The organism is Prochlorococcus sp. MIT 1303 (assembly GCF_001631965.1).
GTDB classification, from domain to species: domain Bacteria; phylum Cyanobacteriota; class Cyanobacteriia; order PCC-6307; family Cyanobiaceae; genus Prochlorococcus; species Prochlorococcus marinus_D.
On record NZ_LVHK01000044.1, the window covers coordinates 294,351 to 306,717 of the forward strand.

At 51.1% G+C, this 12,367-nt stretch carries 12 protein-coding genes; 8 read left to right on the top strand and 4 right to left on the bottom strand.

Going from position 1 to position 12,367, the window contains the following annotated elements; translation table 11 throughout:
- Positions 1-12: 12 nt before the first annotated feature.
- Entirely contained in the window at positions 13-606 is a 594-nt protein-coding gene (locus PMIT1303_RS10570; RefSeq protein WP_063398663.1) for a hypothetical protein, read from the top strand.
- Here PMIT1303_RS10570 and PMIT1303_RS10575 read toward each other — a convergent pair.
- On the bottom strand, positions 542-2,428 hold the full coding sequence (locus PMIT1303_RS10575) for a CHASE2 domain-containing protein (RefSeq protein WP_231901458.1): 1,887 nt from the start codon (positions 2,426-2,428) through the stop codon (positions 542-544). The two genes, PMIT1303_RS10570 and PMIT1303_RS10575, sit on opposite strands and share 65 nt — an antisense overlap.
- A gap of 595 nt (positions 2,429-3,023) precedes the next feature.
- A complete protein-coding gene (locus tag PMIT1303_RS10580) occupies positions 3,024-4,511 on the bottom strand; it encodes a mechanosensitive ion channel family protein (RefSeq protein WP_063398665.1) in 1,488 nt (495 codons plus the stop codon).
- A gap of 168 nt (positions 4,512-4,679) precedes the next feature.
- On the opposite strand from PMIT1303_RS10580, the gene PMIT1303_RS13570 reads away from it, so the two are divergent.
- The 5 genes from PMIT1303_RS13570 (at position 4,680) to PMIT1303_RS10600 (ending at position 6,743) form a co-directional block, all read left to right on the top strand.
- Positions 4,680-4,856 (top strand): hypothetical protein, encoded by a 177-nt coding sequence (locus PMIT1303_RS13570; protein WP_231901459.1) that lies wholly within the window; start codon positions 4,680-4,682, stop codon positions 4,854-4,856.
- A 95-nt stretch (positions 4,857-4,951) separates the two neighbouring features.
- Positions 4,952-5,395: a hypothetical protein gene (locus PMIT1303_RS13575; protein WP_156487002.1), complete on the top strand. Its 444-nt coding sequence runs from the start codon at positions 4,952-4,954 to the stop codon at positions 5,393-5,395.
- 317 nt (positions 5,396-5,712) lie between these two features.
- On the top strand, positions 5,713-6,171 hold the full coding sequence (gene ndk / locus PMIT1303_RS10590; RefSeq protein ID WP_063398667.1) for a nucleoside-diphosphate kinase: 459 nt from the start codon (positions 5,713-5,715) through the stop codon (positions 6,169-6,171).
- Positions 6,172-6,195: 24 nt separating this feature from the next.
- Positions 6,196-6,399, top strand: coding sequence for a hypothetical protein (locus PMIT1303_RS10595; protein WP_063398668.1), 204 nt, complete (start codon positions 6,196-6,198; stop codon positions 6,397-6,399).
- Between the two features lie 146 nt (positions 6,400-6,545).
- Positions 6,546-6,743 (top strand): hypothetical protein, encoded by a 198-nt coding sequence (locus PMIT1303_RS10600; protein ID WP_063398669.1) that lies wholly within the window; start codon positions 6,546-6,548, stop codon positions 6,741-6,743.
- Positions 6,744-7,290: 547 nt separating this feature from the next.
- Here PMIT1303_RS10600 and PMIT1303_RS10605 read toward each other — a convergent pair.
- Complete coding sequence (locus PMIT1303_RS10605) at positions 7,291-8,406, bottom strand: FAD-dependent oxidoreductase (protein WP_063398670.1); 1,116 nt, start codon at positions 8,404-8,406, stop codon at positions 7,291-7,293.
- A gap of 118 nt (positions 8,407-8,524) precedes the next feature.
- Between PMIT1303_RS10605 and gatB the strand changes: the two genes are divergently transcribed.
- Positions 8,525-10,012, top strand: a complete 1,488-nt coding sequence (gene gatB / locus PMIT1303_RS10610; RefSeq protein WP_063398671.1) for an Asp-tRNA(Asn)/Glu-tRNA(Gln) amidotransferase subunit GatB — start codon at positions 8,525-8,527, stop codon at positions 10,010-10,012.
- Positions 10,013-10,185: 173 nt separating this feature from the next.
- Here the strand turns inward: gatB and coaE are convergent, their stop codons facing one another.
- Positions 10,186-10,929, bottom strand: a complete 744-nt coding sequence (coaE, locus tag PMIT1303_RS10615; protein ID WP_082824505.1) for a dephospho-CoA kinase — start codon at positions 10,927-10,929, stop codon at positions 10,186-10,188.
- Here coaE and argJ point away from each other — a divergent pair.
- Positions 10,862-12,136, top strand: a complete 1,275-nt coding sequence (gene argJ, locus PMIT1303_RS10620) for a bifunctional glutamate N-acetyltransferase/amino-acid acetyltransferase ArgJ (RefSeq protein WP_063398673.1) — start codon at positions 10,862-10,864, stop codon at positions 12,134-12,136. The two genes, coaE and argJ, sit on opposite strands and share 68 nt — an antisense overlap.
- Positions 12,137-12,367 lie beyond the last annotated feature (231 nt).

The following is a 12,367-nucleotide window of genomic DNA, read 5'->3' on the forward strand; positions in this document are numbered from 1 at the left end:
GCGGCCTTTGCTTTGGCTCCAGCAGTTGGCTTTGCTCAGGCAGACCTTCGCAGTAGTTTTCCCGGTAGGCGAGTGGGAGGGGGAACACGAGGTGAATGTAGTGCTCGTCTATTAGCTCACCTGGTTCCTGCAAACAGTATTTATGCCCCTGGTAGGACTTTGCAGGTCGGCTTGCTTGAAGGTCCAACTGCTAACCCTAAACCCATTGACATACAGTTTCGTCGATGGAGCGGCGCCTCGAGTGATCAGATGTCTGGGGAAATGCTCATCACTAGTGAATTGCCGGCCTCCACAGCAGGGATTACTTTGATCAATCTTGAAGCTCTTCATGCTCCAGCTGTTTGGGAGTCAGCTTATCGGTGTGGTGATGATGAGAGCACGAGCAGTGATCCTCTAGCTTTCGTTCAAACCGCATCACCCCCTGCATTGAGCTTGCTTGTTAGCGATTCAGAGGCCGATGATTTGAGTATTCAGAAAGCTCTCGCGAGCTTACGAACTCAGTGTGGGGCGAGTGTTTCTACTGAGACTTTCGCTCATGCTTTTAGCCTTGGGGATGTGATTGATGCGGATTGGCCCGCTGAACTTCCGGTGCGTTGTCCATCTTGAGTTCGGCAACGAGGAGAGGTTCTTCCCTTCCTTTGACTTGAATCTCTCCCCACTCGTCCCAATGCAGAGAGTTGTTGAGTTCGTCTCCGAGTAGGTCTCTGGTGGTTGATGAAACCAATACGCGCAGAACTCCTACATGGCGACTTTTTTCGAAACTCTCAAGTCTTGATGCACAGTTCACGGTATCGCCGATGATCGCGTATTCCAGCCGCTCGCTGCTACCCATCGATCCTGCTAGGACGACACCCGAGTGAATGCCAATGCGCATACGGTTGGCTGGGGCACCCTCTTTTGCTAATTCTTCATTGAGCTTCACCAGCCCAGTTTGAATTTCGATTACCGCTTCAATGGCCGCGCGGGCGTCGGCTTTTGGGTCTTCACTTAGGGGGACTCCAAAGACTGCCAACATCCCGTCACCGGTAAATTTGTTGATCATTCCTCCTCGAGTTGTCACTGCTGGAACGCAACTAGCCATGCCTCGGTTCAGCCAGTCCATCAGCTCAGCAGGTTGAAAATGCTCGGATACTGTTGTGAAGTTGGCTGTATCAGTGAACAGCACCGTGACTGGTAGTTGACGCCCTTCGAAACGTCCGTCTTTGAGTAGTTGATCACGCTGTTGCCATAGTTGATCGGCAACTGCAGGAGAGGTGGCTTGGCCGAGCAACCGTTGAACTTCTTTTTGGTGTTGCTGGCTGGCTGCGCCCCTGCGCAGCCAGGCCGTTCCTGCCATGATTGTTAGGCCAGCAACCGGCATGACGCTACCGATCCAGATGTAATTGATGAGCAGAGCTATCAGCGCAGTGCTCAAAGCAAGGACTGAGGTTGCGACAACAATCACGCTGCGGCGCAGTGTCAGGAAGGCTTCGCCAAGCCATAGCCCCATCCCACCCGAGAATAGGACTAGTAAAAGGTTGCCCCAACCGGGCATCAGGAAGCCATGAACGAGGATTCCTTTTTTGCGGTCAAGCAGAGTGGCCACACGAAGTGCATGAACTTCCACTCCAGGCATTTTCATGTGTACTTCCCCTTCACTAAAGCGGCTATGGGGAATTTCGAAGAGATCCTTGAGTGAAGGTGCTGTACTGCCAATCAATACCATATGGTTCTGAATGTCTTTCTGCGGGATGTCTCCTTTAAGCAGAGCGGAGAGAGAGTAGCTGCGGAAACTACCTGGTTCGCGGAAGAGTAGGAGTCGTTGCATGCCTAGGCCTGCATCTGTTTCGTTGTAATAGCCCCCGGAATTGGCGGTCAGCCAGGCATCATTGATCAACCCATCCTCCAGTTGCTGGCGCAATTTTTTATCACCTGTACCCACTTCGACGATACGCAAAGGAAAGGCTACGGTGGCTTCATCTTGGCCGGCAACGTGAACAAGATCTCGCCTGATGACATTGTCATCATCCACGGAGACGTCGTTGTAACTATGTCTTTCAGGAGGCGTTCCTGGAACAGCTGGAATATTGCTGGCTACGTTGAAAATCGAGACCAGTCGAGGATTATTGCGAAAGCGCTCGCGCAGGCACTCCTGATTCGGACCCACGCCCTGATCGCGATAGATGTCGAAGCCAATGGCAACAGCTCCATTCTTGCTGAGTTGGTCGATTCCTTTGCAGAACAGGCCATCATCGATTGGCCATCCATGCGTTCGAATGTCGTCTTCCCCGATGCCAATGATTGTGATTGGTTGTGTTTTGCCTGAGGCTGCAGGGCGCAACGTGGTGACGAGGTCGTATAGCAGTAGATCAAGGCTCTGGGCTACTCCTGAAAGCTTTAAGCCAGTGAGTAAAGCTAAACCTCCCAGGTAGGGAGCTATTCGTTTCACAAGCTCTCCAGGGGCAATGGATCTTTTTCTTGTTGCGTTTGCCGAACCTTGTTGCTTGGGCTTGCTTACTTTGTGTTTTGAGGTTCCTTCCATCATCTAGGCTTCTTTTGCCCTTAGCCTATTAGCATCTCCCTAGCTGATTGAATTCAATGCAAGTTTAGTTACTTAATAGTTACGGCAACAGCTTAATTCGATCCTTCCTCTAGATAGGTGGTTTTAGGGGGTTATTTCCTGAGTACTTATTTTTGCAAAGAGCAGCTTTTGAAAATATGCATAGATGGCTTTCTCTGGCTTGTGTTAGCCGTGAAGAGCTAGCTGGTTTGGAGCTACTCACAAATGATGCTATCTTGTGATTCATTTGTTTGAACGAGATCAGAAATGAACGCTGCTCAGATTTGCATTGATCCATAGGTAAATCTTGATTTGAGAGGTTCGTATAATGCAGCCATCTCTGTTGGCTAAGATTTGTATTGTTGGAAATCAGGTGTCTTTGAGCGCTCAGTTGATGTGATTCTTGGATTAGGCCTACTTGCTCCCTTAAGGCTGTTCAGGAAGAAAATATGATTTATTTTAAGACTTAAAGCCGATCGATTGGCTAGTTACCAAGAAACACATTGTATAACCTTTGCATGGAGCGGATGAGCCGATTGATTGATAAGTTATTGGATTCACGGTTCCCCTTGTTTAATTCTCCAAGTTCAATTTGTCTGAGATGTATCAATCGGGCTAACTTTTCCAGTAATGTCTGATCTTGATCAATTAATGGTTGCAAGTCACGGCGTTCTACTTCAAGGAGTACAGACTCTTTTAGTGCACGAACTGTCGCATTGCGTGGTTGATTACTGCATAGAGCCATTTCTCCGAAGATTTCATTGACACCAAGCTTTGTAATAGTCTGCATCTGACCTTGCTTAGTTGTTCGCGATACCTCGAGCATTCCTGTGATGACTTGATAGAGACAATCACCTGTCTCCCCTTGCCTGACTACTGCCTCACCTTTAGCAAATCGAACGCAACGTGTATTTGTTGCTAGGGATTCGAGTTGCTCTTGATTTAGGTCGGTAAACAGTGCATTACTAGCCAACCAGTTAATTTTGTGTTGATTGTCTGCACGCATTGGATCGTCTTTGGCCAAAAACTGTGGATTAGGGCTGCCCATGCGTACGATGAAAGGAATGCTTTGACCTATTCGCTCTAGGGCATACCAAATCTGCTCCAGCAGCTCTCCACGTATGCGTTTTCTCTCAATATCTCCAAAATCCTTGTGCCATACTTGAATGCCATAGGAGATTCGACTGTCGTCGAAACTTGTTACCCAAGCTTTTGCGGGTGGCTTGCTAAGCACAGATGCATGGCTCTTGACCACCCTTAGAAGGAGGCCTACGGCTTGTGAGGGTGGAAAGCCGTAATCAAGGCCAACTTCAAAATAATTGCCATAGGGATGGTCTGTTTCCATCCGTCTGATCGTCGATTGGGCGACGGTGTCGTTGGGGATGATCAAGGTGCAACCATCAACGTTGTTGCGTAGATAGGTGTTCATTAGGCTTAGGCCTATGACTGTTCCACTGTCATCTCCTATCTGAATCCAGTCACCTTCTTTAAAGGCTCGGTCGACTTGGAGACTCACCCCTCCAAAAATGTCTTTTAGTGGTTCTTGAGCAGCAAAGGCTAAGGCGCCTGTTAGTAAAGCTGATGTTGTAATTAGCCCAACAAGCTTGACTCCGGCTTGCTGAAGAATGACTATCGTTAGGATTGAAGCAAGGATCAGTTGGCCAAGATCACGCACAATTTTTGGTGGCGGATGCCAAAGGCCAAGAGTTCCTGGAATTTCAATGAGTAACCAACTCCCCACTCTGAGAGTTGCATAGCTAAGCGCAATATGCCCCACGGTTGACAGCATCATTTGAGATATCAACCATGTATCCCCTATGGGCAGGGCACTCATCATCCAAACCACGAGCCCACACGCTGGCAGCACTAGTGGTGCTTTTGGCCACTTGGCTCGAATGCGGTTGAGTTGACGTAGAGCCATCAACATCAAGCTGATAAGAAGTGTCGCGAGTAAGCGCAGTTCGAACGTCATGCGAATCGAGCCTTCTGATTAGGAGTTTTGACAGTTTTGGGTCGCCAGCAATGTCATAAAGTAGACATACTGCAGTATTAGCCATTTCTTTAACTCTGATGGCATGCTCATGCTTGAGGTCATCATCTCACCCGCTGAAGGGTTTTGCTGTTGCATTATTAATGATTTTTGGCTTCACGTCTTTACCGACTGATGCTCAGCAATCCTCTGACGGGGGTTCTTCAATTGCACCTCAAAAGCAAGCGCCAGATGATGGTGAGCTTCCAAGAAATTTGCTCCACACTTTGTTTCCTGGCCGGCGTGTTGTTGGATCAACTAGGGCGGAATGTACCTCGCGCCTGTTAGTGCATTTGGTTTCACCTGAAAGTGTTTATTCTCCTGGGCCTTCAAGGTACCTGGCTTTGTTGAAGGGGCCAAGCACTCGCCCAAGACCTGCTGTTGTGAGTTTTCGCACTTATCTGAAGGAGGGTTCGACCTATAGGGTTGGCCCAGTGCTTCAGCAGAAGCAGCTCGAACCTGCTGGACCTGGGGTTTATTTGCTTAGATCCCCAGGCTTGAGAGAGCCCATCGTTTGGGAGTCATCCTTCAACTGCCAGGAAGATGCAGATAGTGAGATTGGTCTACTGGGATTTGTTCAGGCTGCTGCTCCTCCCGCAATTACCCTTCTTCTCGATGCGTCAATGCCGGGAGATCAGATTGTGGCCAATAACATCTCTTGGCTGACTGAATCTTGTGATTCGTACGTTGTTGTGCAGGAATTATCTCGTCGTTTTCAGCTAGCTGATCTAATTAATTCAGATTGGCCTACTGAGCTGCCAGTGCTATGTGCTGATGCTGCTTCGCGCACTTCACGGCACAGTCCCAAGATCTCTATAGGCTCTTGAAGCCTTTTAATGCAATGCGCTTCTCTGCTCAGGTGCCATGGAGGTGTCTGGCTCTTGCGTAGAGTTCATGGCTTGTTTGATCGGCTTGCCTGGGCAAATTCTCTTCATAAGTGGTTGGTTCATGAGCAAATGCTTTAGTTGCCCCCCTTTGAGCACTGTTTATTTGCAGCATCTCCCTGGTCTGACATGTGGATAAAGAACTGTTTGCCTAAGGCCAGATAGATGTCTTGGTACCAGTGAATAAGCCTTTGTTAAACCATTGGCTTGCCAAGCGGTAACTCCAACACGGACGATGGCCGTAATAACGATTGATCAGCATGGCTATGGAACGCACCTTTGTTGCCATCAAGCCGGATGGCGTCCAGCGTGGTCTGGTGGGAGAAATTTTGGGTCGATTTGAGCGTAAGGGCTTCAAGCTCATTGGGCTTAAACAGGTCACCCCTAGTCGTGAGTTGGCTGGTGAGCATTACGGTGTGCACCGTGAGCGCCCTTTCTTTGCTGGGCTTGTTGATTTCATTACCTCCGGTCCTGTGATCGCAATGGTCTGGGAAGGTGATGGTGTGATTGCGAGCGCCCGCAAGTTGATCGGCGCCACCAAGCCTCTTGAGGCTGAGCCGGGCACCATTCGCGGCGATTTAGCTGTGAACATCGGTCGCAATGTGATTCACGGCTCCGATGGTCCAGATACCGCTCAGTTTGAGATCAACCTTTGGTTCTCTGCTGAAGAGCTCAACGCATGGACTCCTTCAGATCAGAGCTGGCGCATTGAAAGCTGAGGCTGCACGATTTTTCGTGTCTGATTGGGGCAAAATGATTTTGCGTTTGATCAGGCTTTGGTGATGGTTGGGGATGACAGCATGCCCCTGCCTTCAGTGGGTCTATTCACTGGCTTCAGTTTGATGGCCATGACGCTTTCGAACTACTTTCAAGCTGAAGAGACTGCAATGGTTCAGGAGATCCTCGATGGCCATCAGTTATACATCGATCCCAACAGGCGAAAGTGAATCAAAAGGCTGCTTAGACCCAGCAAGTTTGCACGGGTGATAGTCGTGGCTAGCTTCTTTTCAATTCCGGAATATCTGGTCACCTGAATCGGTTTTTAAGGATGTAATTTGGTAGTAGTTTTTATCAACTGACCCAGGGGCAGATTTTGGAGTCCGGCAAGCAAGATGGCTGTACCCGTTCAGCCCGACTGAGTGCTCGAGGCACCAATGACGTTCTGGAGGTTTCGGACGACGGGGTGACAGAGGTTTTTGTGTTGGAGTGTGAGGCTAAATATCTTGATGTAGAGCCTCCAGCCCAAGTTGATCAATCTCCCAAGAGGGATCAAGCTAAGGCTGACCTTTGACAGACAAGATTGTTATTGATCAGTTGATTTTATTGCGCTGTACGATGGCCTAATTCCCGGATTACATCTTGAGACATTAAGACAATTCCGCAGAATTGTCAGATATAAATTGTTGCTACCTGATCAATGCATTGAGTGGTGCTTCAGCCAATTGGATAACTTTTCTCTAGATCATATTAGACCTCCCCTCCATGCTCCTCCTGGGCTCTCTATATGATTACATGGATCACGAAGGTCTTGCGTGATTGGATCATACGCTTTGGCGGGTCTTGGCCATGCCAGGCCAGTAGTCATCTTTAATTCGCACTTCAGAATAAGTTGCTTTCATTCCATGCTCAAGCTGTCTCATGTGTTACGAGCAAGGCAAGCCTATCTCTCGGTCTCAAAATTGCTCCTCAAGCAGCAGAAGAGCCCTCTGAATAAATGATAATCTCCCAATTCTTTTTTGGTCAAATTGTGTCTTAATGCTCTTTTATTTGCTTAGGCTATAGGAGCTAATTGGCGAAGAGCAGCTAATCTATGCTGCCAGGGTTGCATGGCTTAATCTTCATATTTTTGTCTTGAATCGATTCCACTGAAATGCTTCTAATACCTGAATTTGTTCCGCAGTGATTCCCTTGCCGCTTATGTTGGCTTCGATTAATTCAGCTGTGATGGCGGCGAGCAGCACCCCATTGCGGTGATGTCCAGTGGCTAGCCAGAGGCCATCAATGGATGAGCTGCCTAATAGTGGGCCTCCGTCAGGAGTGCAAGGTCGGAACCCCCACCAACGTTCCATCGGCGGCCATTGGCTTGCTTCTGGCAGGAGAGTGTCTATGCCGGCTTGTAGTTGTTGTTGGCCAAAAGGGGTGAGACCTTCCATGAAACCGGCCTCGGGTTCGCTAGTGGCGCCTACCACGAGTAGCCCATCTTCACGAGGGACGAGGTAAGTGCCCGGACCAAACACAATTCGCTTCAAGCTGTCCCGTGGACCCTGGAGCGACAGCATCTGACCCTTCACGGGCACGATGGCTAGGGCTGGGAGGAGTTGGGCACTCCAGGCACCGCAACACAGCACGGCCTTGTGACTTGTAAGTGTGTGCATCTCCCCTTCAGCGTTGCGCATTCGCACCCCTCTGAACGTATGGCCGTCTTGCAGAATCTCCTGCACTTCTACGCCTTCTTGGAAGCGAACGCCCAGGCTCACACAGGCTGTCTCCAGTGCCCGCATCAATCGTCGGCGATTGTCGATTTGGCCGTCTTGACTGAAGAGCAAGCCTGCCTGCCAGTTAGGTCCAATGCCTGGTACTTCTCGTTCCAGGCCTGAACGATCGAGGCTTTCACCTAAGCAGGCGGTGGGATAGAGATCTCGCTGCGCCGCTGTGGCGAAGGGCACCACAATCCCGCATTGGCGCAGTCCGCAACAGAGGCCGCTATCGGTTTCGATTTGGTTCACCCAGGATGGGATGAGATCCAGGCTTAATTGGCCTAGCCGTAGTTGCTCTCCGCTCAGCCCTTCAGCATGGGGTGCAAGCATGCCGGCGGCAACGAAGCCAGCGGCCTCATTGCGGCGTCTGCTGAGTACTTCCACTGAGCGACCGTGCAGCGCCAATTTGTGGGCTAAAGCTAGGCCCATCAAGCCGCCTCCCAGGATCAGCACTGATTCAGTACGCACTGTTGCCATCGTCAATGCAAAGAGCAGGCCAGATCAGTTCAGTGTTCCAGCCTCTCGAGCTAAGGGCGCTGATGTCAGGGGACCTTTCCATAGGATCAATCGCATACCAGGTGATAGGAGATCGGTCATGGCATCAGCCACTAGCTCTGCCAAAGGCGCATGGGAAGCAGTGATCGGTCTGGAGACACACGTGCAGCTAGGCACCAATAGCAAGATCTTCACATGCGCTTCAACTACCTTTGGCGACGATCCCAACACCCACATCGACCCTGTTGTGTGTGGCCTGCCCGGTACGTTGCCGGTGCTTAATCAGATGGTGTTGGAATACGCGGTTAAGGCGGCGATGGCACTCAACCTCAATATTGCCGAGCACAGCAAGTTTGATCGCAAACAGTATTTCTATCCCGATCTACCGAAGAACTATCAGATCTCTCAATTTGATGAGCCGATTGCAGAAGAAGGATGGATTGAGGTGGAAGTTGCAGAGAAGGGGAAGGACACTTACCTCAAGCGTATTGGCATCGAGCGTCTCCATATGGAGGAGGACGCCGGCAAGCTCGTTCATGCTGGCAGCGACCGTCTTGCAGGCTCCACCCACTCCCTGGTGGACTACAACCGTGCCGGCGTGGCGTTAGCCGAGATTGTCAGCAAGCCTGATCTGCGCACTGGGCGTGAGGCGGCGGAATATGCCTCGGAGATTCGCAGGATCATGCGTTATCTAGGCGTGTCTGATGGAAACATGCAGGAAGGTTCTTTGCGTTGTGACGTCAATATCTCCGTGCGCCAAGGGGCCGACGCTCCGTTTGGCACCAAGGTTGAGATCAAAAACATGAACTCGTTTTCGGCCATCCAGAAAGCTTGTGAGTACGAAATTCAGCGCCAGATCAAGGCCTATGAGGCCGGCGAAGCAGTAGTGCAGGAAACCCGCCTTTGGGATGAGGGCAAGCAACTCACCAAGAGCATGCGCTCAAAGGAAGGCAGCAGCGATTACCGCTATTTTCCGGATCCTGATCTCGGTCCGATTGAGGTGATTGCATCGGTACGTGAGGGTTGGCGTGCTGAGTTGCCAGAGTTGCCGGCAGCGAAGCGTCATCGCTATGCCGAAGAGTTTGGTTTGTCGGTGTATGACGCCAGGGTGCTCACTGATGAGTATGCGATGGCGGAATACTTCGAGGCGGCCGTGGCGGCAGGTGCCGAGGCCAAGGGAGTGGCGAATTGGATCCAGGGCGATCTTGCTGCTTACGTGAATGCCAATCGCCTTTCTTATGCCACGTTGCCATTTCGACCGGAGCAGTTGGCAGAGATGGTGCAACTGATCGACGGCGGCAAAATCAGCGGCAAGATCGCCAAGGAAATCTTGCCTGAGTTGCTGGAGAAGGGCGGCTCACCCAAGGCGATTGTTGATCAACGTGGGTTAGGCATGATCAGTGATCCGGCGGCTATCACAACGATTGTGGAGGAATTGTTGGCCGCTCATCCCGATGAGGTGGAGGCATTCCGTGGCGGTAAGACCAAGCTGCAGGGGTTCTTTGTTGGGCAGCTTATGAAGAAGACTGGCGGCAAAGCCGATCCCAAGCTCGCCAATCAGATCCTCAGCAAGAAGTTGAAGGGTTGATGGCTGCAGTTGATCGCTTCAGTTGACCACTCACTTATCGATTATGAACTGTTCTGTTGCGTGGCCAACGCTTGGGGATGTTGAGGTAGTTAATGGTTAACACAAGCAATAGCGTTCACCACTAGCTATTGGATGAGCCTTTTTTGCTACCTGTAGTCATTAAGTGTTCTCATCTAGTTCATAGCTGCTTCTTGCTGTTGTTGCCTGAGTGCTTGGACTACAGACTGTTTCCAGCTGTTTGGCGAACCACTGTTATCGATCACTAAATCCGCTAGAGGCCGTTTCTGCTCCAGGAGCCATTGAGTGGCGATGCGTTGCTCTGCTTCTTGGAGTGTGAGGCCATCACGAGCGATCAGCCTTTGGCATTGCTGGGCTGGGCTGCAGTCCACCAACCACACTGCGCTGCAAAGTCCGCTGAGCTTCGCTTCAAACAACAGCGGAATCATCAGCACCACCACCGGCTCTGCTGACAGATCACCCAAGGCCACATCAAAGCGCTTTGCAACGATGGGATGAACGAGCTGCTCCAGCCAGCGGCGTTCGCGGGTATCGCTAAATACGATTCGCCCTAGGGCTGAGCGATCGAGGCTGTCTCGACTGCGTTTGTCTGCTTCACCTACTGCGCTTCCATAGCGTGCCAGCACGGTTATGGTGGCTGCGCTGCCAGGGGCTAGGGCCTCTCGGGCGTACACATCGGCATCCAGCACAGGCAGGGCGTGTTGCTCCGCGAGGTAGTGCCCAACACTGCTTTTACCACTAGCGATGCCGCCTGTAAGACCGATGCGTCGTTGCGGCCCCTGCCAACGTGGGAGTGTTACCGGGCTTGGTGGCTCGGTGGTCATCGTGTAGGTGGAGGATGTGTTTAGTTTGTCTCCTAAGGCCGTGAGCTTTGAGCTTGCCTCCCTTTGGCGCCCCATCTCTGGTGGCCTAACGGCACCTTTCGGCTTTCAGGCGGCAGGCATCACAGCTGGATTGAAGGAATCTGGCAAGCCGGATCTTGCGTTACTTCTGGCTCCAGAAGGTGCTGTTTGCACAGGGACGTTCACGACTTCATTGGTGCGGGCTGCCTGCGTCGATCTTTGCGCGGAACGTTTGAGGGCTTGTGCTGGCAAGGCACGGTCCGTGTTGATCAATTCTGGTCAGGCCAATGCATGCACAGGTGACCGTGGCTTGCTCGACAGTGTTCGAGTCACTCAGGCTCTGGCCGACCGACTTGAGCTACCAGTTGAGCAGGTTTTGATTTGTTCAACCGGTGTAATTGGTGTACCTATCCCCATGGATATCTTGCTTGCAGGCTTGGATCCCCTTGTGGAAGCACTCAGCGATGAGGGTGGTGCTGAGGCGGCCGGCGCAATCCTGACGACCGATTTGGTTGAGAAGCAGTTTGCGCTCGAAGCTGAATTAGGTGGTCGACGTGTGCGAATTGGCGGCATGGCCAAGGGATCAGGGATGATCCATCCCGAGATGGCAACAATGTTGGGTTATCTCAGTTGTGATGCCGGTGTTTCGGTAGATGCTTGGCAGGCGATGGTGAAGCGGGTTGTTGATCGCTCCTTTAATGCGATCACGGTTGATGGTGATACCAGTACGAATGATTCGTTGTTGGCCTTTGCAGCCGGTGAGCCTCTAGAGCTTCAATACCTGGAGGCATTAGAGGCTGGGCTTATGGCGGTGGCTCAGCAGCTCGCCAAGGCAATTGCACGTGATGGTGAAGGTGCCACCTGTTTACTGGAGGTTCAGGTAGAGGGTGTCGGTGGCGATGTTGAGGCCTGCTGCATCGCACGCACGATTTGTGGCTCTTCTTTGGTAAAAACGGCCGTGCATGGGTGTGATCCCAATTGGGGACGAATCGTTGCAGCTGCAGGGCGTGCTGGTGTGCCTTTTGATCCTGCAGCAGTAGCCCTTTGGTTGGGCCCTCATCAGTTAATGGAATTCGGCGAACCCTTGCCTTTTGATCGGCTAGCTGCATCTCGCTATATGCAAGAGCGGGTTGATGGGAGTTATTTAAGTGATGACACAGTTCAGATTCGTTTGGTTGTGGGTAATGGATCTGGCGATGGCATGGCTTGGGGCTGCGACCTTTCGGATCAATACGTGCGCATTAACGCCGATTACACAACGTAACCTGAGATTGCTTGATATGAAAGGGATTTAGAGCTGCTTGATTTAGACGCTACCGCAATGCTACCACTTAATACACACATAGTCTGATCTATTTAGGGAGATAGATATGCTTTCTCTCTAGATAACTAAAGACTAGTGGCGTATGGGGGGTAAATGAGTGGTGCTTCTATGAATAATGAGAGTGAAGAAATTTGTGTTGGATAGCTAAATGCTTATGCAAACCTCGTCGTC